Below are 20,029 nucleotides of genomic sequence, written 5' to 3' on the forward strand. Positions count from 1 at the left end.
GTCGGCATGCAGCCGGCGATGAGGGCGCCGGCCACGCGCGCTGCGGCATACACTGGCGGCCTCGCCGGACACGGCATTCTTCCAATCCAACCCGCCACGCATGTCCGCTGCCTCCGTCGTCCTTCCGTCCGCCAGCGCCACCTACGCCCAGCGCGTCGCCTTCGTGTCTGAGATCGCCGGGCGCCTGCATTCCTATGGCACCACCGCGCAACGGCTGGAGGCGGCGGTGATCGGGCTGTCGCAGAAGCTGGGCCTGGACTGCGAGCCCTGGTCCAACCCCACCGGCATCATCCTGAGCTTCAGCGACCCGACCAAGGCGATCGGCTCCAGCGACATCACCCGGGTGATCCGCCTGGCCCCGGGCGAGAACGATCTATACAAGCTCAGCGTGGCCGACTACGTGGCCGACGGCGTGGCCAACGGGCGCATGAGCATTGCGCAGGGGCATACCGCGCTGCGCCGGCTGGACCGCGAGGTGGACCGGCGCGGCAAGACCATGCAGGTGCTGGCGTTCGGGCTGGCCGCCGCCGGTGTGGCCGGGTTGTGGAAGCTGCCCTGGCTGGATATCGCCACAGCGGGGGCGATCGGCATGTCGATCGGCCTGCTCACCCAGTACACCGACAAACGCGCGGCCACCAAGGAGGCTGGCGAAGCGCTGGCCGGCCTGCTGGCCGGTGTGGTGGCCGCGCTGGTGGCGTCGTTGGTGGGGCCGTTGAACCTCAATACGGTGATCATCGCCTCGCTGGTGGTGCTGCTGCCGGGCATGTCATTGACCAATGCATTCAACGAGCTGGCCAGCCAGCACTGGGTCTCCGGCACGGCGCGGCTGGCCGGTGCGGTCACCACGGTGCTCAAGTTGACCGTCGGTGCGGTGATTGCGGTCACGCTGACCCAGCTGGTTGGCCTGCATCCGCAGGTGGCCGCATTGCGGCCGCAGGCCGGCTGGGTCGAATGGGCGTCGTTATTCGTCGCCGCTTATGCGTTTGCGGTGTTGTTCAAAGCCAATCGACGCGATTATTTATGGATCATGGCCGCGGCCATGTCCGGGTATGTCATCGCGCGTTATGCAGGACATGCCTGGGGCGGTCCTGCCGGCGTCTTCGCATCGGCCATGGCATTGACCGCTGCCGGAAATCTGTTCGGGCGGGTGGTGCACAAACCCGGTGCGCTGATCCGTTTGCCCGGCATCATCATGCTGGTTCCCGGTAGCGTCAGTTTGCGTGGCTTTTTGACCCTGGTGCAGCAACAGGATGTCAGCGTGGGACAAGCCGCGCTATTGGCGGTGACCAATATCGTGATGGCGTTGATGGCCGGATTGCTGTTTGGCAATCTACTGATTCCGGCCCGCAAGAATTTATGAGCGGGGAAAACACCGCGCAATAAAAACGCCGGCAATGCCGGCGTTTTTTATTGGTTTGAATCAAGCCGCCTTGGACTTCTTGGTCGCGCGCTTGGTAGCGGCTTTACGCGGTGCTGACTTCTTCGCTGCTGCCTTCTTTGCAGCGCCCACCTTGCTGATCAGAAAGTCTTCCACTTTCTTGCCGGCAGCGGTCAGCTCGGCCAGCCAGCGCGGCTGCTTGCCACGGCCGGTCCAGGTTTCCTGGGCATTGGCGGGGTTGCGATACTTCGGCGGCACCTTGCCCAGCTTGCGGCCGGCACGCGGGCCCGGCTTTGCGGCACCGGCCGGACGGCCCGGGCCTGCACTGGCGGAAGCGCCAAACAATTCTTCAATGGAATAACCCTGGGCTTTTGCAGCGCGGGTCAGCTGGGTGCGGACCTTGGCGATCGGAGCGCGCTTGGCAACCACGGTCTGCTGCTTCTTTGCATTTTTGATCAGGGCACCCAACTGCTTGGCCGACAGGCCACTAAGATCGATCGACATCACGACTCCGGAAGATGAGAGAGAAAGAATGCCGGTCCGTGGCAGCGCTGGCCATCATAATGTCAGAAAACCGGTATGACAAATGCGCCGAAATAAATCGGCGCCTTGTGTTCATCCAATTGAAGTGGTTGCCGGGGGTTTGATCAATGCCCCAGGCGGGAGAATAACCCGGCTTTATCCAGGTTTTCTGCTGCATCGGCGGTGCGGGCGCGATATTCAAATGTGCCGGCTGCCAATCCACGCTCCGAGACCACCACCCGATGCGGAATGCCCAGCAGTTCCATATCGGCAAACATCGCGCCCGGGCGCAGGCCGCGATCGTCCAGCGCGGCATCCAGGCCGGCGGCGATCAATTCGTCCAGCAAGGCCTGGGCGGCGGCGACCACCTGGGCATCCTGTTTCGGGTTGATCACGCACACCACCACCTGCCACGGCGCCATCGGCGCGGGCCAGATGATGCCGGCATCGTCGTGGTTCTGTTCGATCGCCGCGGCCACGATGCGCGAAATGCCGATGCCGTAACAGCCCATCTTCATTACCGCGACCTTGCCGCCTTCGTCGATGACGGTGGCCTGCAGCGCTTGCGCGTACTGGCTGCCCAGCTGGAACACGTGGCCTACTTCGATGCCGCGGGCAAGGCGCAGTTCGCCGCCATCGGCCGCACGCTCGCCGTCGATGACGTTGCGTACATCGGCCACGGTCTCCGGCTCGGGCAAGTCACGGCCCCAGTTGACGCCGACCAGGTGCGCGCCGGACACATTGGCGCCGACCACGAAATCGGCCATTGCCGCGACATCGCGATCGGCCACCACGCGCACCGGGCGGGCGGTATTCACCGGACCCAGGAAGCCGGGCTCGCAGCCGAGGTGCTCGCGGATTTCGGTTTCATTGGCCAGGCGGTAGCTGGCCAGGCCGGCCACCTTGCCCAGCTTGATCTCGTTGACGGCATGGTCGCCACGCACCAGCACCAGCACGAAGCCGGCGTCGGTCATCACCGCCACCGACTTGACCGTGCGCTGCAACGCGATGCCCAGCAACTGGGCGACGTCTTCGCAGGTCTTCTGGGTGGGCGTGTCGACCTGGCGCATGCTCTCGGCGGCCTCCGGTCGCGGACCCGGCAGGGTGGCGCTGGCGGTTTCCACGTTGGCGGCATAGTCGGAGGCGGTGGAGAACGCCAGCGAGTCTTCGCCGGAGTCGGCGATGACGTGGAATTCCTGCGACGCATCGCCGCCGATGGCGCCCGAATCGGCCTGCACCGCGCGGAAATCCAGCCCCAGGCGAGTGAAGATGCGCGTGTAGGCGGCGCGCATGTTGTCGTATTCGCGCGCCATGTCCGCATCGGTGAGATGGAACGAATAGGCATCCTTCATCAGGAACTCGCGCGCACGCATCACGCCGAAGCGCGGGCGGATTTCATCGCGGAATTTGGTCTGGATCTGATAGAAATTCAGCGGCAGCTGCTTGTAGCTGTTGATCTCCTGGCGCGCGAACTCGGCCGCAGCTTCCTCGGCGGTGGGGCTGTAGCAGAACTCCTGCTCCTTGCGGTCCTTGATCTTGAGCAACTGCCCGCCGAACTTTTCCCAACGCCCGGTGGCGTCCCACAGCTCGCGCGGCTGGATGGTGGGGAACAGCACTTCCACCGCCCCGGCGCGGTTCATTTCCTCGCGCACGATCGCCTCGACCTTGCGCAGCACGCGCAGGCCCAGCGGCGACCAGGTGTACAGCCCGGAGGCCAGCTTGCGGATCATGCCCGCGCGCAGCATCAGACGGTGGCTGACCAGCTCGGCGTCGGCCGGGGTTTCCTTGGTGGTGTGCAGGTGGAACTGGGAAAGACGCATCGGGCTTCGCTTGGGCGGAAAGCCGCTAGTTTGCCAGTGTCGCGCCCTGCCGGTCATCGGCCAGTGGCTGCGCGGCGCTGCGCAGCGGGAGTGGTAGCGGGTCGGCGTACCTGATCAGGCGGTCGTGATGCCGGGGTGTGGGCCGGCGGTGCGGGCCCGGGCACAGGACTCAGGATGTGTATGCGCCGCCTTCGACACGCAGCGCGCCAACCTCGCGGTGCGTCGTCTCCGTCTCAAACGGCCTGACAGCCGCACAGGCTGTCAGGCCCGAACTCAGGTCGCCGGGGCGCCGGTCGCTGCCGGCCTGCAATAGGCCTTGGTGGCGGCTTCGGCCAGAGTGCGCTGCGCGGCGCGGGCGTCCGGGTCGAGCGGGCTGCCGGGCTTGCCGTCGCCGGCGCCCATGGTGACCTCGCCCTTGCCGCTGAGCAGTTCCAGGTTGCGGCGTGCGGTGAGGCAGTCGGCCGATTCGGGCGTGGCGGTCTCCGGCGCGGCGATGGCCGCGGTGCCGCTGCGCGCGTCGATCCGGCGCGCTTCGTAGCGCTGGCCGGTCGGTGGCGGGGTTTCGGTGTAGTGGGTCACGCCCCTGGCGTCCTTCCACTTGTATAGATCGGTCGCGCCGGCGCCGGCGCTGACCAGCATCAACAGGGCGCAAAGCCCGGACGACAGCTGCATGTGGCTTCCCCTGGATGATTCCCGCGGCGATTGCAGCATCCGCGGCCTGCGCTGGCAAGTGATGCCGCCCGGCGTACGCGTCAAGGGCAGGGCGCGCTACCGCCAAACGGACCTCAGGCCCTACACTTGCCGGATGAATGAAATGAGACCGCCCCCGCGCTCGCGCACGATTTACCTGCTGCCGAACCTGTTCACCACCGCCGGGCTGTTTTCCGGTTTCTACGCCATCATCGCCGCTGCCAATGGTCAGTTCGTCCAGGCGGCGATGGCGGTGTTCGTGGCGGCGGTGATGGACGGGTTGGACGGCCGGGTTGCGCGCCTGACCAACACCAGCAGCGAATTCGGCGTGCAATACGACTCGCTGGCCGATCTGGTCAGCTTCGGCATGGCCCCGGCGCTGGTGATGTACCACTGGTCGCTGTCGGCGCTGAAATACGACAGCAACGTGATGGGCCGGGTCGGCTGGTCGGCCGCCTTCTTGTATGCCGCTTGCGCGGCGCTGCGGCTGGCGCGCTTCAACACCCAGGTCGGCGTGGTCGACAAACGCTGGTTCATCGGCTTGGCCAGCCCGGCCGCGGCCGGCTTGATGATGTCTTTCGTGTGGGCCTTCGCCGACGACAGCCTGGGCTTCGATGGCGAGCAGCTGCGCTTTGTGGCGCTGGCGATCACGGTGGTGTCGGCGTTGCTGATGGTCAGCCGAATCCGCTTCTGGAGCTTCAAGGGTGGCGCGCGCGGCCCGCGTGCCGACCGGGTGCCGTTCCTGGCGTTGGCCATCGCCACGGTGGTGATTGCGCTGCTGGTGATCGATCTGGCCCGTTCGTTGCTGGTGATCGGCGTGCTGTACGCCTTGTCCGGCCCGGTGATGTGGTTGTGGCGACGCTGGCGGCGGGTGCCCGAGCTGCCATGAGCGCGTTCTCGTGAGCGATTCGGCATTCGAGCCGATGTGGTCCGATCTGCAGGTGTCGTACCTGCAGGCGTTGGGGCACACCGTCTATCTGGATCGCGATGCCGCAGATGCGTTGCCTGCGCCCGTCGAGGTCGCCGAGCGCGCGCCGATGGCCGTGCCGGCACGCGTGGAGCGTGCGCCGCAGTCTGCAGCTGTCGCGGTGCCCAGTGCACGGCGCAGCGCACCGGCTGCACCAGCCGAAACACCACGTTCGCCCGACACCGCGCCGGCGTCGGCACCGCAACGGCGCAGTCGCGTCGGCATGCCGGACCGCCTGCAGATGGCCTTGTTGCGTGCGTCCGGCTGCAACCCGGGCGACCCTGCAACCCAGGCATTGATGGCGTCCTGGCCGCTGGCGGAGCTACGCGGCAACCCTGCCGCCAAGCGCGCGCTGTGGCCGCAGCTGCGTGCGCTGCGGCGGCGCCGGGATCCTGCGTGAGCGCACTGAACGCGCCGCAACCCACCTCGTTGCGCGCAATGCGCGAGAGCGACCTGGATGTGGTGATGGAGATCGAAGTTCGCGCGTATCCGTTTCCATGGACGCGCAACATCTTTCGCGACTGCCTGCAGGCCGGTTACCCCGGCTGGGTGATGGAGCAGGGCGGTCAGGTCATCGGCTACGGCGTGATCAGCATCGCCGCCGACGAGGCGCATGTGCTCAATGTCTGCATCGCACCGGAGGCGCAATCGCAAGGCCACGGGCGCGTGTTGCTGCGCGCGCTGATCAAGGGCGCCTGCGACCGCGGCGCGCGGCGCGCGTTTCTGGAAGTGCGCCCCTCCAATCCCCCGGCGATTGCGCTGTATCACTCCGAAGGCTTCAACGAAATTGGCCGGCGCCCGCGCTACTACCCCTCCAACACCGGGCGCGAGGATGCGTTGGTGATGGCGATCGAGCTGTTCTTCGACGGGTTCTCTTGAGCGCACGTAGCGGTCGTTGAGCAATGCAGTCTACAAATGCCTGCGTCTGGCTTGGCATTGAACACGCACTCGCAACTGGCATGAAGCCCACCGCGTTCGCCTTGCGGTGAGCCATGCGACCAGCGTGCGCGATCGGCGATGCTGCGCCGACTGGGGGCTGAGCTCGGTGAACCTGCGGCAACTCCAGACGAATGACTCGCTGAGCAAGCTGCATGCGTGCAGCGCGTCTCTGCATGGAGTGTTTGGCGATATCGCTCACCTGACAAGCGCGCCGCGCTGTGCCGGTGCGGTTGACGAAGTCTGCAGCAAGCGTGTGGCCGGGCTCGATGCGTTGCGATGTTGCAAGTATTTTCCCATGACGCCTGCCGGCGTGCCTTGGCACGGTGGCGGGCGTACAGCTCTGCAATCGATCCCAACTTGCACGCGTGCAGTGGTCACAACGTTGCAGTGAATCCACTTGCGTGTCGCACACATCTGACGCGATGCATTGGTAACACGCATGGTGAATCTTTCGCCCTATTCCAATGCGCAATGTTCAGTTGCTCTGATCGCATAACGCGTAGCGCATCGGATGAGGTTGCGCATCGCGGCGATGCATGAAAATGGCGAACGCATCGAAAAACAACGATTTTTTGTGATCAGCGCGACACGTCGCGCTTGAACGACGTCCTCCTGCATTGCGGCACGCAGCATGCTGCATTGCAGTGTCCCCGGTGATGTCTCCGTGTGTCTTGATCGCAGCGTTTTGTCTTCTCTTGTGTGTCTCGCAAGCGTTTGCGTGACTGCGCGTGCACATCCATACATCGGCTAGATACAAGCGATTGCGATGCTCCTAGTATCGGCTTCACGGAACTGAAAAGTACACAGATGAATAGTACGTTCCGTATCTGCTAGATCAGGGGTGTGCCGCCGCGCGGCGCATCAAACCCATCCGAGGGAGACACCAAGATGAAGCCGAAATTTTCGACGGCGGCCGCCGCGTCGCTGTTTGTCGGGTCGTTGCTGCTGACAGGCGTTGCCTGCGCCGATCCTGCGCTGGAAGTTGCAACCACTGGTTGGGCAACGCAGAACGGCGGCACCAAGGGCGGCTCCAAGGCCGCTGCCGCCAACATCTATACCGTCAAGAATGCCTCCGAGCTGAAAGCCGCCCTGAAAGCCAGCGTGGGCAGCAATGGCCGCATCATCAAGATCAGCGGCATCATCGATGTCAGCGAAGGCAAGCCGTACACCAAGACCTCGGACATGAAAACGCGCGCGCGTCTGGACGTGCCGACCAAGACCACGCTGATCGGCATCACCAGCAACGCAGAGATCCGCGAAGGCTATTTCTACGTCAAGGCCAACGACGTCATCATCCGCAACCTCACCATCGAAAATCCATGGGACCCCGAGCCGGTCTGGGATCCGGATGACGGCAGCGCCGGAAACTGGAATGCCGAATACGACGGTCTGACCGTGGAAGGTGCCACCAATGTGTGGGTGGACCATGTCACCTTCACCGATGGCCGTCGCACCGACGACCAGAACGGCACCGCCAACGGCCGCCCCAAGCAGCATCACGATGGCGCGATGGACGTCAAGAAGGGCGCCAACTTCGTCACCATCTCGTACTCGGCATTCAAGTCGCACGAGAAGAACAGCCTGATCGGCTCCAGTGACAGCGCCTCCAGCACCGACAGCGGCAAGCTCAAGGTCACCATCCACAACACCTTGTTCGAAAACATTTCCGCACGCGCACCACGCGTCCGCTTTGGTCAGGTGCATCTGTACAACAATTACCACGTCGGCAGCACCAGCAATAAGGTGTATCCGTTCTCGCACGTGCATGGTGTGGGCAAGGAATCGAAGATCTTCTCCGAGCGCAATGTGTTCGACATCAGTGGCGTGAGCAGTTGCGACAAGATCGCTGCCGACTACGGTGGCAGCGTGTATCGCGATCAGGGCTCGCTGCTCAACGGCAAGGCGCTGTCGTGCTCGTGGAATACCAACATCGGTTGGACGCCGCCGTACACCTACAACCTGCTGTCGGCCGACAAGGTGGCCGCAGACGTCAAGGCCAAGTCGGGTGCCGGCAAGCTGTAACTGTCGCTGCGTGCAGCGCTGCGCTGGCAGCGCCGCATCGAATCACACAACGCCCGCAGCGATGCGGGCGTTGTGTGTTCCAGTACAGGCTATTTCCGCCGTTACCCGCGCACAGGCGCATCGCCGGCGACGTAATAGTCGGCGGTGCTGCGTGGCAGCGGGGTGCGGCCGCGCATGCGGTCGGCGATCTTCTCGGCAATCATGATGGTGGTGGCGTTGAGATTGCCGGTGATGATGCGCGGCATGATCGAGGCGTCGATGACGCGCAGACCTTCCATGCCGTGCACGCGGCCCTGCCCATCCACCACCGCCATGTCGTCGGTGCCCATCGCACAGGAACAAGAGGGGTGATAAGCGGTTTCCGCGCGGGAGCGTACGAACGCGTCCAGCTCGGCGTCGGTCTTGCAATCGGCACTGGGGCTGATCTCGCGGCCACGGTACTGGTCGAGTGCGGGTTGCGCGATGATCTCGCGGGTGATGCGGATCGCGTCGCGAAATTCCTGCCAATCCTGGTCGGTGGATTGGTAGTTGAACAGGATCGAGGGGTGCTGGCGCGGATCGCGCGATTTGGCATGCACGCGCCCACGGCTGGGCGTGCGCATCGAGCCCACATGCGCCTGAAAGCCGTGTTCCTTCACCGCATTGCTGCCGTTGTAATTGATGGCGACGGGGAGAAAGTGGTACTGGATGTTGGGCCAGTCGAACTCCTCGCGGGTGCGAATGAAACCACCTGCTTCGAACTGGTTGCTGGCACCGGTGCCGGTGCCAGCAAATAGCCATTCCGCACCGATTGCAGGCTGGTTCCACCACTGCAAGGCCGGATACAACGACACCGGTTTGGTGCACGCGTACTGGATGTAGACCTCCAGATGATCCTGCAGGTTCTGGCCGACGCCGGGCAGGTCGTGTAGCAGCTGCACGTCGAGTGCGCGCAACAGATCGGGGGCACCAATGCCGGAACGCTGCAACAGCTGTGGCGACGCGATTGCACCCGCGCACACCAAAACTTCGCGGCGCGCGTGCGCATCGATGCCTTCGCTGCTGTTGCCGACCAGGTAGTGCACGCCGATGGCGCGCTTGCCAGCAAACAGGATGCGGTCCGTCGTTGCGCGGGTGACGATGTGCAGGCCATCGCGCGGGCGTGCCATGTCCAGATAACCGCGCGCGGTACTGGCGCGTCGCCCTTGTGGCGTCACGGTGCGGTCCATCGGCCCGAAGCCCTCTTGTTGATACCCATTGAGATCGTCGGTACGCGGGTAGCCCGCCTGCACGCCGGCATCGACCATGGCATGGAACAGCACGTTGTTGTCGTTCTTCGGCGTGGCTACGCTCACCGGACCTTCGCCGCCGTGGTACTCATTGGCACCGATATCGCGCGTTTCGGCCTTGCGAAAGTAGGGCAGCACATCGCGGTAGCTCCAGTCTTCCAGGCCGGGGCGCTTGGCCCAATGGTCGAAGTCCAGTGCGTTGCCGCGGATGTAGCACATGCCATTGATCAGCGACGAACCGCCCAGGCCCTTGCCGCGCCCGCATTCCATGCGCCGGTTGTCCATGTGCGGCTCCGGCTCGGTTTCGTAGGCCCAGTTGTAGCGCCGTCCCTGCAACGGGAACGCCAGCGCGGCCGGCATTTGCGTGCGGAAATCCAGGCGATAGTCCGGCCCGCCGGCTTCGAGCAACAGCACGGTCACGCCCGGGTCTTCGGTGAGGCGCGCGGCCAGCACGTTCCCCGCCGAGCCGGCGCCGATGATGATGTAGTCGTATTCGCGTTGCATGGTGTTCTCCTGTGCGATGTCGGTGCAGTGGCGCGTGGGGCGCTGCAGGGGGAGGGGGCGAGGTAGGCAATGCGCTGGCGCCCATTCCGCAGCGTGGCGATGCACGCTGCGTCTTTGCCAACGCGTGCTCCACCCGGGGTGGCCTGTGCGCGAAGGCTTGCCCGCAACTCAGAACACCGAGGCGTAACGTTCCAGTTCGACCTGGACAGACTTGGTACGTGTGTAGGCCTGCAGCGTGGCCAAACCGTTCTCGCGCCCGACGCCGGATTGCTTGTAGCCGCCCACCGGCATCGGCGCGGGCGATTCGCCCCAGGTGTTGATCCAGCAGATGCCAGCCTCCAGGCGATGGATCAGCCGGTGCGCGCGCGCCAGATCCGGGGTGACAACGCCGGCAGCCAGGCCATAGGTGGTGGCATTGGCGCGCGTGACCGCTTCGTCCTCGTCGTCATAGGTGAGCAGGCTCAACACTGGCCCGAAGATCTCTTCGCGCACGATGGTCATCACATCGGTGCAGTCGCTGAAGATGGTGGGTGCCACGTAGCAACCCTGCGCCAGCGCGCCATCGCGCAGACGCTCGCCACCGCAGAGCAGGCGCGCGCCTTCGGCCTTGCCCTGCTCGATATGTTCCAGCACCCGCTGCATGTGCGCTGCGCTGACCATCGGGCCGAAGGTGGTACGCGTATCGAGCGGGTCGCCGATGTGGATGCGTTGCACACGCGCCAGCAATCGCGCTTCGAAGGCGTTGCGCAACGCGCGCGGCACGAACACGCGCGTGCCGTTGGTGCACACCTGCCCGGAGCTGTAGAAGTTGGCCATCATGGCGATGTCGGCGGCCAGATCCAGGTCGGCATCGGCACAGACGATCAAGGGCGACTTGCCGCCCAGCTCCATGGTCACCTCCTTCAACGACGAACTCGAGGCGCTGGCCATCACCTTGCGGCCGGTGGCGGTGCCGCCGGTGAAGCTGATCTTCTCGATTTCCGGATGCTCGGTCAGCGCGGTGCCCACGCTGGCGCCATCGCCCGGCAATACGTTGAACACGCCATCGGGCAAGCCGGCCTCGGTGAAGATTTCGGCCAACTTCAGCGCAGTAAGTGGGGTGACTTCGCTGGGCTTGAAGATCATCGCATTACCGGCGGCCAGCGCCGGCGCGGCTTTCCACAGTGCAATCTGGATGGGGTAATTCCATGCGCCGATCGCACCGACCACGCCCAACGGTTCATGGCGCGTGTAGAAAAAGCTGCCTTCGCGCAACGGCACCTGCACGCCCTGCAGTGCCTGCGCAACGCCGGCGTAATACTCCAGCACATCGGCACCGGTGACGATATCGACGCTGCGGGTTTCGCTCAACGGTTTGCCGGTATTGAGCGTTTCCAGTTCGGCCAGCGCATCGTTGCGCTCGCGCAGCAATGCCACCGCGCGCAGCAGGATGCGCGAACGCTCCACCGTGGTCAGCGCCGCCCACTGTTGCTGGCCGGCCTTTGCGCTATCGACGGCGGCATCCAGATCGTCGGCGCCGGCGTTGTGCACGTTGGCCAGCACTTCACCGGTGGCCGGGTTGACCACTTCGAAGGTGTGGCCGCCGCGGGCGGGAACATAACGGCCGCCGATGTACAGCAGCTGGTCGGGAAAACGTGGCATGACAAACCTCCTGTGGGACGGTCGCCGCAGCGACGCACTCAGCGGGTGAGGTGCAGAAACTGCAGGTGACGCTCGTATTGATCGATGATGTCGTTGATGATCTGTTCGTGGCTGTAGCCGACCAGGTCGTAGTCCTGGCTGCCTTCGTACAGGTACACCTCGGCGCGGTAATAACGGTGGTTGCGCAGCCGCTGCGCAGCGAACGAAGGGGTGAGATAACCGCGCATCACCACCTGATAGCGGAAGCCTTGTTGCTCGCCGTGGTCGACGCTGATTTCCATGTCGCCATCGTCGATGCGGCTGCTGACCTTCCAGCCTTCTTCCTGCAATTGCGTGGCGACTGCTTCGATGGCGGGGCGCACCTGGTCGTGCATGAAGCGATACACCTCATCGCGCGCCGGGAAGTGCATTGCCTGGCCCAGGCGCTGACGCCAGCCGCGGTGGTGGCGCGATTGCCCGATCAACGGGCTGGGGCTGTAGAGCTGTGCGCGTTTGCGCTGCGATTCTTCGCTGAGTGCACGCGACAAGCCCCAAGCCATCAGCAACAGCACCGCAGAAAATGGCAGCGATGCCAGCACCACTGCCGATTTCAGTGCATCCATGCTGCCGGCCAGCAACAACCCTGCAGTGACCACGGCAGTGAGCACGCCCCAGAACACGCGTAGCCAGCGCGGACCATCGTCGTGCGGTTCGCCGCCGTGCGAGGAGAGCGTAGACAACACCACCGTGCCGGAATCGGCCGAGGTCACAAAGAACACGAAGCTGATCGCCACGGTGATCGTAATCACCGCGCGGCTCCACGGGTAGCTCTGCAGCAGCGAATACAGCACCGTCTCAGGTGCATCGATGGCCTGTTGCGCCAGCGCGCCCTGGCCGTGATGCAGCAGTTGGTCCAGCGCGCTGTTGCCGAAGATCGACAGCCATGCCAGCGTGAAACCGAGTGGTATCAGCAGCACGCCCAGCACGAACTCGCGAATGGTGCGGCCGCGCGAAATGCGTGCGATGAACAGCCCCACGAACGGTGCCCAACCGATCCACCACGCCCAATAGAACACCGTCCAGTTGCCCAGCCAGTCGGCACGGCCACCGTAGGCGTACACGTCGAAACTCTTGTTGACCACGCTGCCCAGGTAGTCGCCCAGGTTCTGTATCAACGCATTGAGCAAATACTGCGTGGGGCCGGCAAACAGCATGAACAGCAACAGCGCGATGGCCAGCAGCATGTTGATGTCCGACATCCAGCGCACGCCTTTTTCCACGCCGGACACCGCCACCACGATCGCTGCGCCCATCATCGCCACGATCAGCGCCACCTGCACCCAGTGCGTATGCGGCACATCCATCAGGGTGCTCAGACCGGCGTTGAGATGCAGCACGCCAAAGCCCATGTCCGCGCCCAGGCCGAACACGGTGGCCACGATGCCCAGCGCATCCACGGTGTAGCCGATCGGCCCGTTGATGCGCTTGCCAATTAGCGGATACAGCGCCGAACGCAATGCCAGCGGCAAGTTGTGGCGGAAGGCGAAATACGCCAGCGCCATGGCGGCGAGTGCGAACACGCCCCAGCCATGCAAGCCCCAGTGCAGGAACAGCAACTGCATCGCCTGCCGTGCGGAAGCCTCGCCACTGCCGGTGCCGCCTTGCGGTGGTTGCAGAGAATGGGTGAGCGGTTCGGAGACGCAGAAAAAGAACAGCGTGATACTGATGCCCGCGGCGAACAGCATGCCGGCCCAGGACAGGTAGCTGAATTCCGGTTCGTCGTGATCGGCGCCGAGTTTGATGTTGCCGTAGCTGGACAAGGCCACGCCCAGCACGAACACCAGGTACACCGTCATCGCCAGCAGGTAGTACCAACCCACATTGCGCGAGGCCCAGGTCTGCGCATCCAGCAGCACGCGGCCCGATTCAAGCGGAAAAAACGACACCAGCAAGGCGAATGTGCAGACCACCGTGGCTGCCAGCACGAACACCGGGCGCAGGGTGCGGACCGGCTGTGTGTGTGGCGCTGTGGCACTCATGGCAATGCACTCATACGATGCGTATCACGTGCTGTGCTCCCAACGAAAAACCGCCTGCGTTATCGCACAGGCGGTGTCGAGGGGGTGTCATCGGTCGAGTCCGCCAGTGCGAACCCGTAGCCACTTTGCGTGGTTTCAGAGGGGCCAACGAAGCTAGCGCAGTTGTTTTGTCAGCTGTTCTTTACGCAGTAACTGCGTTGGCACGCGGATATCCATCCCCACCGCAAGATGATCGGAGAACGCGGCAGGAATCGCTTCGGTATGTTCGATCACCAGACTGTCGCTGACCAGAATGTGGTCGATCGCGCGGTCGGGGCGCCAGCTGGGAAACGTGTGCACTTCGCAACTTGGCGGCTGCAGACGGGTGTGGCGATACAGCGCCTGCATTTCCGGTCGGTCGGCCATGCAATTGAAGTCGCCCATCAGCATTGCGTTGGGATGGTCGGACAACAGTTCGGCGATGAAGGCCAGCTGCGCCATGCGCGAGTTGGCGCCCAGCGACAGATGCGCCACCGCGACGGCCAGGCCGTCGCGGCCCTCGCCGAATTTGGCCAGCAGGATGCCGCGCCCGCCGATGCGGCCGGGCAGGGCGTGGTCCTGCACTTCCACCGGTTCCAGCTTGCTCAGCAAACCGTTCGCACTGGAGGCCACCCCGCCCATGCGGCGGTTGGGTTGGTGGCTCCAGTAATCGAAACCGGCACGCTCGGCCAGATAGTGGGTCTGGTTGGTGAAGCCCGAACGCAGGCTTCCCGGGTCGGCCTCCTGCAGGCCGACGATGTCGCGTTCGCCGGCCAGCTTGGCGATGCTGTCCAGGCTGGTGCGCTTGCTGCCCAGCGGCAGCGCGTGCGACCAGCTGCGCGTGACATAGTCGCTGTAGCGGCGGGTGCTGGAGCCGGCCTGGATATTGGCGGTCAGCACCCGCAGGGTGCGCGAGTCCGAAGCGTTCACGATGTGGCGGTCGCTCGGCTCACTTGGCCAGCGTGGCGCGTTCGCGCGCGATCAGGTGATCGGCGATGCGCAGCATGTCCGGGAAGCTCTTGCCCTTGACCAGGTACTTGCCGTTGACGATCAGCGACGGCGTGCCGGTGATCTGGCTGCGGGTGGCGAACTGCTTGGCGCGGTTGGTCTTGGCCGAAACGCCGAAGCTGCTCATGGTGTCGATGAAGGTCTTCTGGTCCACGCCGTACTTGGCGTAGAACCCGGCGATGTCCTGCACCGAATCCTTGCCGCGCTCGCCCTTGAGGGTCTGGTCGACGTGGATGGCCTTGTACAGCGCCTCGTGGGTCTTTTCCTGCACGCCCAGCGTCTCTGCGGCAAAGAAGGCACGCGCATAGTCATCCCACGGGCCGCCGAACATCGCCGGCACGTAGACGAAATGCACGTCCGACGGCAGGCCGGCCTTCCACGGCCCGATCAGCGGCTGGAACGCATTGCAGGCAGGGCAGACATAGCCGAACACTTCGGCCACTTCGATCTTGCCGGCGGCCTGCTGGTACGGCTGGCCAGCCTGGATGTCGACATAGTCGGTGCCGGCGACCGGCTCCGGGCCATTCGGCGCACGCGGGGCGGCGCTGGGCGCGGCCGGCGGCGGGGTGGTGGCGCTTTCGCCAACCGCCGGCGGGGCGGCCGGGTCTGCAGCCGGGGCAGCGGCGGCAGGAGCGGTGGCGGTGTCGGCAGGTGCAGTGTCGGACGAACCGTCCTGCGCCTTGCAGGCGACCAGGATCGGCAACAGCGCCATCAGCGTCAGGGCGAAGCGGGTCTTCATCGGATTGGATCTCCAGCGTGGGGCAAGGAAAGGGCCGGACGGCCGCGGGGCGCATGATGCCACGGGCGGCCGTCGGTGGCGGTTACGCGGTTCAGCGCTTGGCAGGCGCCGCGTGTTCGCGGGCGATCAGGTAGTCGGCCACGCGCAGCATGTCCGGGTAATTGCGCGCGCCGATCAGGTAGCGGCCGTTGACGATGATGGCCGGCGTGCCGGGAATCTTGCTGCGCAGCGCGAACTCGCGCGCGGCCTTGAGCCGGGCCTCCACCGCCTCGCTCTTGAAGGTCTCGATGAAGCGCTGCTGCGGCACCCCGTAGTTGGCGTAGAACGCGGCCAGTTCTTCCGGGGCCACGTTCTGGGTGGGCACGGTCTGCTTTTCGTGGATGGCCTCGAACATGGCGCGATGGCTGCGCTTGGCCACGCCCAGGATGTCGGCAGTGAAGTAGGCACGCGCGAACGCATCCCAGAAGCCGCCAAAGGCCGCCGGCACCGGGGTGAAGCGCACGTAGGAGGGCTGCTTGGCCACCCAGGCTTCCAGCACCGGTTCGAAATGCGCGCAGTGGGGGCAGGTGTAGCCGAACACCTCGGCCACCTCGACCTTGCCGGCCAACGGGGCGTACGGCTGGCCGCCATCGATCAGGGTGTAGTCCTCGCCTTCGACCGGCGCGGCCGTCTTGTCGGCGGCACAGGCCACCAGCGGCATCAGGAACAACAACAGCAGGGGCAGACGGGAAAACAATTTCATGCGGGCTCCGTGGGGGCGAGGGGAGAGCGGGAAACGACGACGCCGGTCGCAGGACCGGCGTCGTGAAACGGCGTGGCAACGGCGTGGCAACGGCGGCTGTCAACTCACGAGCGTGCGGGCGCTCCTGCAACCGGCTGCGCCGCCGCGGCGTCGTCGGCACGATCATGCAGGCCTTGCAGGTAGCTGGCCAGCGCCTGGATCTCCTGCTCGGTCAGCGGATGCGCCACCTGCGCCATGATATTGAACAGCGCCGGATTGCGCTCCTGGGTGGTGCCGGCCTGATATTCCTTCAGGCGCCGCGCCACGTAGTCGGCATGTTGCCCGCCCAGACGCGGGTAGGCCGGGCCCGGATTGCCGCCGCCGGAGGGCCCGTGGCAGGCCATGCAGGCCGGCACGCCGCGCGCGATGTCGCCGCCGCGGTAGAGCTTCTCGCCGACTTCGTAGAACTTCATGCCCTGATACGGACCCTCGGCAATCGCCGCGTCGTCGGCGACGCCGGCGGCGGATTTCTGGGTGGCGAAGTAGGCGCCCAGATCGCGCATGTCCTGCGCGGTGAGATCCTTGACGAACGGCACCATGACCGCCGACATGCCGGTGTTGCGCTCGCCGCTGGCGATCAGCGCGACCTGATGCGCCACGTAGCGCTCGGTCTGCCCGGCGATGCGCGGGTACATCGCCACCGCCGGATTGCCGTCCGGTCCGTGGCAGGCCGCACAGGCAGCTGCCTTGGCCTGGCCGGCCTTGGCATCGCCCCACGTGGTCTTGGACAGGTCCACCTCCAGCGGCGCAGTGCGCACCGGCGGCGGATCGGGGATCGGCGTGACCGCCGATTGCGCAAACGCCACGGCGGCAACAACCGGCACGGCGAGGGCGGCGAGGACTAGCACACGAGCATGGCGCATCAGCTAAAGCTCCGTATGGACCCGGCCCGCGCGCGTTGGGTGCTGTCAATGGCAGGCGTGCTTCGATTATCGACACGCCTTTGCGCCAGGGTCAACGAACAGCGCAGCAAAACCGGCAGAGCCCGAACGTGCGATCCTAGGGGGATGTCGCTCCTTATCGAACAAGCCCGCTACCACCTGTCCGCCCACAACGCCCGGCAATTGCCTGACGATGGTGGCTTCGAGGTGGCCTTCGCCGGCCGCTCCAACGCCGGAAAATCCAGCGCGCTCAATGCGCTGACCCGCCAGAATTCGCTGGCGCGCGTGTCCAAGACCCCTGGCCGCACCCAGCAGCTGGTGTTCTTCCAGATCCAGCCCGAGCGCTACCTGGTGGACCTGCCCGGCTATGGCTACGCCAAGGTGCCGCAGGACCTGCAGGCGCACTGGCAGGCCTTCATCGACCGCTATTTCCGCACCCGCGAGGCACTGCGCGGGCTGGTGGTGGTGATGGACATCCGCCATCCGCTCAAGGACTACGACCTGCAGATGCTCGGTTATGCGGCCGAACGCGGCCTGCCCGCGCACGGTTTGCTGACCAAGGCCGACAAGCTCGGCCGTGGCCAGCAGATGCAGACCCTGCAGAAGGTCAAGAAGGAAGTGACCTCGCGCTTCGGCGACAGCGTGACCGTGCAGACCTACTCCGGCGAATCGCGCCAGGGCGTGGACGAATTGCGCGGCATCGTCGGTGGCTGGCTGGGCCTGGATGTGGAAACGCCCGCAGCCGAGTGATGCCGGGCGGCCCCATGGCCGTGGCCTTTTGATGCGGTGCAAGACGGCGAGCCAGTGCTCGCCGTCTTCGTCTGTGCCGGCCGGCACGGCCCCGCGGGTTGTCCGGTGTGCCGGTTGCGGACGCCTGATCGCACAGCTGTGGCGGCGGAAGCGGTGACTGCTGAGATGCGCGCTGCGGCCCATCCTGCGGCGTGCGCATGGATGGAAATCTCAGACCCGGCCGATAGCGGCAATTCTTGCATGCCCTGCGGGTATAGTGCGGGCCTTGCGGTGGCTGGGGAGGATCCCCACATCGTCCCACCCCTTTCGTTTGCGAGCCTGCCCTTGTCGAGTCCCAGCCACGTTGCCGAAACGCCGATCACCGAACGCGCGGAACTGGTCCAGGTGCTGGCCTCCGGCGAGAAGCCGAGTGCGGACTGGCGGATCGGCACCGAGCACGAAAAGTTCGGCTTCCAGCTCGACGACCTGCGCGCGCCCACGTTCGAGGGTGCGCGCGGCATCGAGGCCCTGCTGAGCGGGTTGACCCGCTTCGGCTGGGAGCCGGTGCAGGAGAACGGCCACACCATCGCGCTGCTGCGCGACGGCGCCTCGGTGACGCTGGAGCCGGCCGGCCAGCTGGAGCTTTCCGGCGCGGCGGTGGAAACCCTGCACCACACCTGCGTGGAAACCGGCACCCATCTGGACGAAGTGGCGCAGGTGGCCGGCGAGTTGCAGCTCGGGTTCCTGGGCATGGGCTTCCAGCCCAAGTGGCGCCGCGACCAGATGCCGTGGATGCCCAAGGGCCGCTACCAGATCATGAAAAACTACATGCCCAAGGTCGGCTCGCTGGGCCTGGACATGATGACGCGCACCTGCACGGTGCAGGTCAACCTGGATTACGCCACCGAAGCGGACATGGTGAAGAAGTTCCGCGTGTCGCTGGCGTTGCAGCCGATCGCCACCGCGCTGTTCGCCGATTCGCCGTTCACCGAAGGCAAGCCCAACGGCTACCTGAGCTACCGCTCGCACATCTGGACCGACACCGACGCCGACCGCACCGGCATGCTGGATTTCGTGTTCGAAGACGGCTTCAGTTACGAGCGTTACGTCGATTATCTGCTCGACGTACCGATGTATTTTTCTTACCGCGATGGCGTCTATCACGATGCCAGCGGGCAGAGCTTCCGCGACTTCATGCAGGGCAAGCTGCCGGCGCTGCCGGGCGCGCTGCCGACGCTGCGCGATTGGTCCGACCACATGACCACCGCATTCCCGGAAGTGCGGTTGAAGAAATATCTGGAAATGCGCGGCGCCGATGCCGGCCCGTGGGATCGCCTATGCGCGTTGTCGGCGTTCTGGGTGGGCTTGCTGTACGACCAGACCGCGCTGGATGCGGCCTTGGACCTGGTCAAGGATTTCAGCCCCACCGAGCGGCATGCGCTGCGCGATGGCGTGCCCAAGCACGCACTGGGCCTGCCGTTCCGCAACGGCACTGCGCGCGACCTGGCAGTGGAGGCGGTCAATATCGCGCGCGAAGGCCTGCGTCGCCGCGCATGCCTGAATCGCGACGGGCAGGACGAAACCGGGTTTCTCGACGTGATTGCCGAGATTGCCGAAAGCGGCGTCACCGCGGCCGAGCGCAAGCTGGCGCTGTACCACGGCGCCTGGAATGGCGATATCGACCGCGTGTTCCGCGAGTTTGCGTACTGAGCGTGCGGTTGCAGTAGCCAGCGCGCGTTGGCGGGAGCAGTCGTTGGGCGTTCTCGTGCAGCGCAAGGTCTGTGCGTCTCGGATGCCAATCGCTGGCAGCACGTGCTGTCACCTGCTATCTCCGAATTCGCATCCGCTGATGTAGGACGGCGGCACGCGAGGCCATCTTGCTGACAGGTTCTTCGGCCCGGCGTGGCTGGCTAGTCCACTGAATCATTGAAATCGGATGCATGATCCCCAGGTAGTGTGTCATGCAAAGAACGAAGCTGACGATCCAACAGCGTGCTGAATTGGAGGCGGTGATGCGCAAGCGTCACGGCAACGCCGCTTTGGTGCGCCGCGCGCGGTGTGTTGTGCTTTGGAGCGATGGAGAACGTCGAGTCCACATACGCAC

Annotated in this window: 18 protein-coding genes; 7 read left to right on the top strand and 11 right to left on the bottom strand. The window is 65.1% G+C overall.

Features of this window, described 5'->3' with window-relative positions:
- The first annotated feature begins 100 nt into the window (after nucleotides 1–100).
- Complete coding sequence (locus A7D16_RS20835) at nucleotides 101–1,360, top strand: threonine/serine exporter family protein (protein WP_064635208.1); 1,260 nt, start codon at nucleotides 101–103, stop codon at nucleotides 1,358–1,360.
- Nucleotides 1,361–1,420: 60 nt separating this feature from the next.
- Here the strand turns inward: A7D16_RS20835 and A7D16_RS20840 are convergent, their stop codons facing one another.
- The 3 genes from A7D16_RS20840 to A7D16_RS20850 all read right to left on the bottom strand — a co-directional run bounded on the left by A7D16_RS20840 (nucleotide 1,421) and on the right by A7D16_RS20850 (nucleotide 4,392).
- Nucleotides 1,421–1,882, bottom strand: a complete 462-nt coding sequence (locus tag A7D16_RS20840) for an H-NS histone family protein (protein WP_064635210.1) — start codon at nucleotides 1,880–1,882, stop codon at nucleotides 1,421–1,423.
- A gap of 143 nt (nucleotides 1,883–2,025) precedes the next feature.
- Nucleotides 2,026–3,720, bottom strand: coding sequence for a proline--tRNA ligase (locus tag A7D16_RS20845; RefSeq protein ID WP_064635212.1), 1,695 nt, complete (start codon nucleotides 3,718–3,720; stop codon nucleotides 2,026–2,028).
- A gap of 273 nt (nucleotides 3,721–3,993) precedes the next feature.
- Nucleotides 3,994–4,392: a DUF4124 domain-containing protein gene (locus tag A7D16_RS20850; RefSeq protein ID WP_064635214.1), complete on the bottom strand. Its 399-nt coding sequence runs from the start codon at nucleotides 4,390–4,392 to the stop codon at nucleotides 3,994–3,996.
- Between the two features lie 133 nt (nucleotides 4,393–4,525).
- Between A7D16_RS20850 and pssA the strand changes: the two genes are divergently transcribed.
- The 4 genes from pssA (at nucleotide 4,526) to A7D16_RS20870 (ending at nucleotide 8,338) form a co-directional block, all read left to right on the top strand.
- Nucleotides 4,526–5,299 (top strand): CDP-diacylglycerol--serine O-phosphatidyltransferase, encoded by a 774-nt coding sequence (gene pssA / locus A7D16_RS20855; protein ID WP_064635251.1) that lies wholly within the window; start codon nucleotides 4,526–4,528, stop codon nucleotides 5,297–5,299.
- A 34-nt stretch (nucleotides 5,300–5,333) separates the two neighbouring features.
- Nucleotides 5,334–5,777: an alanine acetyltransferase gene (locus tag A7D16_RS20860; RefSeq protein ID WP_193395493.1), complete on the top strand. Its 444-nt coding sequence runs from the start codon at nucleotides 5,334–5,336 to the stop codon at nucleotides 5,775–5,777.
- Entirely contained in the window at nucleotides 5,774–6,256 is a 483-nt protein-coding gene (gene rimI, locus A7D16_RS20865; RefSeq protein ID WP_064635217.1) for a ribosomal protein S18-alanine N-acetyltransferase, read from the top strand. Before A7D16_RS20860 ends, rimI begins: the two co-directional genes overlap by 4 nt.
- A gap of 948 nt (nucleotides 6,257–7,204) precedes the next feature.
- A complete protein-coding gene (locus tag A7D16_RS20870; RefSeq protein WP_064635220.1) occupies nucleotides 7,205–8,338 on the top strand; it encodes a pectate lyase family protein in 1,134 nt (377 codons plus the stop codon).
- Nucleotides 8,339–8,439: 101 nt separating this feature from the next.
- Here A7D16_RS20870 and betA read toward each other — a convergent pair whose 3' ends face one another.
- The 7 genes from betA to A7D16_RS20905 all read right to left on the bottom strand — a co-directional run bounded on the left by betA (nucleotide 8,440) and on the right by A7D16_RS20905 (nucleotide 17,178).
- Nucleotides 8,440–10,110, bottom strand: a complete 1,671-nt coding sequence (gene betA, locus A7D16_RS20875) for a choline dehydrogenase (RefSeq protein ID WP_064635222.1) — start codon at nucleotides 10,108–10,110, stop codon at nucleotides 8,440–8,442.
- A 168-nt stretch (nucleotides 10,111–10,278) separates the two neighbouring features.
- Nucleotides 10,279–11,751 (bottom strand): betaine-aldehyde dehydrogenase, encoded by a 1,473-nt coding sequence (gene betB, locus A7D16_RS20880; protein ID WP_064635224.1) that lies wholly within the window; start codon nucleotides 11,749–11,751, stop codon nucleotides 10,279–10,281.
- Nucleotides 11,752–11,789: 38 nt separating this feature from the next.
- Nucleotides 11,790–13,769, bottom strand: coding sequence for a choline BCCT transporter BetT (gene betT, locus A7D16_RS20885; protein ID WP_064635225.1), 1,980 nt, complete (start codon nucleotides 13,767–13,769; stop codon nucleotides 11,790–11,792).
- Between the two features lie 153 nt (nucleotides 13,770–13,922).
- Nucleotides 13,923–14,687, bottom strand: a complete 765-nt coding sequence (locus A7D16_RS20890; RefSeq protein WP_082925911.1) for an endonuclease/exonuclease/phosphatase family protein — start codon at nucleotides 14,685–14,687, stop codon at nucleotides 13,923–13,925.
- 49 nt (nucleotides 14,688–14,736) lie between these two features.
- Nucleotides 14,737–15,534 carry a thiol:disulfide interchange protein DsbA/DsbL gene (locus A7D16_RS20895; protein WP_064635229.1) on the bottom strand — a complete coding sequence of 266 codons (798 nt, stop codon included), beginning with the start codon at nucleotides 15,532–15,534 and terminating at the stop codon, nucleotides 14,737–14,739.
- 91 nt (nucleotides 15,535–15,625) lie between these two features.
- Nucleotides 15,626–16,276 carry a thiol:disulfide interchange protein DsbA/DsbL gene (locus A7D16_RS20900; protein WP_064635231.1) on the bottom strand — a complete coding sequence of 217 codons (651 nt, stop codon included), beginning with the start codon at nucleotides 16,274–16,276 and terminating at the stop codon, nucleotides 15,626–15,628.
- Nucleotides 16,277–16,380: 104 nt separating this feature from the next.
- Nucleotides 16,381–17,178 carry a c-type cytochrome gene (locus tag A7D16_RS20905; protein WP_064635233.1) on the bottom strand — a complete coding sequence of 266 codons (798 nt, stop codon included), beginning with the start codon at nucleotides 17,176–17,178 and terminating at the stop codon, nucleotides 16,381–16,383.
- Nucleotides 17,179–17,322: 144 nt separating this feature from the next.
- Between A7D16_RS20905 and yihA the strand changes: the two genes are divergently transcribed.
- Both yihA and A7D16_RS20915 read left to right on the top strand, forming a co-directional pair.
- Complete coding sequence (yihA, locus tag A7D16_RS20910) at nucleotides 17,323–17,946, top strand: ribosome biogenesis GTP-binding protein YihA/YsxC (RefSeq protein ID WP_064635235.1); 624 nt, start codon at nucleotides 17,323–17,325, stop codon at nucleotides 17,944–17,946.
- Between the two features lie 324 nt (nucleotides 17,947–18,270).
- Entirely contained in the window at nucleotides 18,271–19,635 is a 1,365-nt protein-coding gene (locus tag A7D16_RS20915; protein WP_095522483.1) for a glutamate--cysteine ligase, read from the top strand.
- A 200-nt stretch (nucleotides 19,636–19,835) separates the two neighbouring features.
- Here the strand turns inward: A7D16_RS20915 and A7D16_RS23925 are convergent.
- The coding region (locus A7D16_RS23925) for a hypothetical protein (protein ID WP_204377168.1) at nucleotides 19,836–20,029 on the bottom strand (194 nt) is incomplete at its 5' end.

It is taken from the genome of Xanthomonas nasturtii (genome assembly GCF_001660815.1).
GTDB lineage: Bacteria > Pseudomonadota > Gammaproteobacteria > Xanthomonadales > Xanthomonadaceae > Xanthomonas > Xanthomonas nasturtii.

Bases quoted from the DNA above. Each gene is read 5' to 3' on its own strand.
- A7D16_RS20835 (WP_064635208.1), top strand. From the start codon at position 101: ATGTCCGCTGCCTCCGTCGTCCTTCCGTCCGCCAGCGCCACCTACGCC.
- A7D16_RS20840 (WP_064635210.1), bottom strand. From the start codon at position 1,882: ATGTCGATCGATCTTAGTGGCCTGTCGGCCAAGCAGTTGGGTGCCCTG.
- A7D16_RS20845 (WP_064635212.1), bottom strand. From the start codon at position 3,720: ATGCGTCTTTCCCAGTTCCACCTGCACACCACCAAGGAAACCCCGGCC.
- A7D16_RS20850 (WP_064635214.1), bottom strand. From the start codon at position 4,392: ATGCAGCTGTCGTCCGGGCTTTGCGCCCTGTTGATGCTGGTCAGCGCC.
- pssA (WP_064635251.1), top strand. From the start codon at position 4,526: ATGAATGAAATGAGACCGCCCCCGCGCTCGCGCACGATTTACCTGCTG.
- A7D16_RS20860 (WP_193395493.1), top strand. From the start codon at position 5,334: ATGTGGTCCGATCTGCAGGTGTCGTACCTGCAGGCGTTGGGGCACACC.
- A7D16_RS20870 (WP_064635220.1), top strand. From the start codon at position 7,205: ATGAAGCCGAAATTTTCGACGGCGGCCGCCGCGTCGCTGTTTGTCGGG.
- betA (WP_064635222.1), bottom strand. From the start codon at position 10,110: ATGCAACGCGAATACGACTACATCATCATCGGCGCCGGCTCGGCGGGG.
- betB (WP_064635224.1), bottom strand. From the start codon at position 11,751: ATGCCACGTTTTCCCGACCAGCTGCTGTACATCGGCGGCCGTTATGTT.
- betT (WP_064635225.1), bottom strand. From the start codon at position 13,769: ATGAGTGCCACAGCGCCACACACACAGCCGGTCCGCACCCTGCGCCCG.
- A7D16_RS20895 (WP_064635229.1), bottom strand. From the start codon at position 15,534: ATGAAGACCCGCTTCGCCCTGACGCTGATGGCGCTGTTGCCGATCCTG.
- A7D16_RS20900 (WP_064635231.1), bottom strand. From the start codon at position 16,276: ATGAAATTGTTTTCCCGTCTGCCCCTGCTGTTGTTGTTCCTGATGCCG.
- A7D16_RS20905 (WP_064635233.1), bottom strand. From the start codon at position 17,178: ATGCGCCATGCTCGTGTGCTAGTCCTCGCCGCCCTCGCCGTGCCGGTT.
- yihA (WP_064635235.1), top strand. From the start codon at position 17,323: ATGTCGCTCCTTATCGAACAAGCCCGCTACCACCTGTCCGCCCACAAC.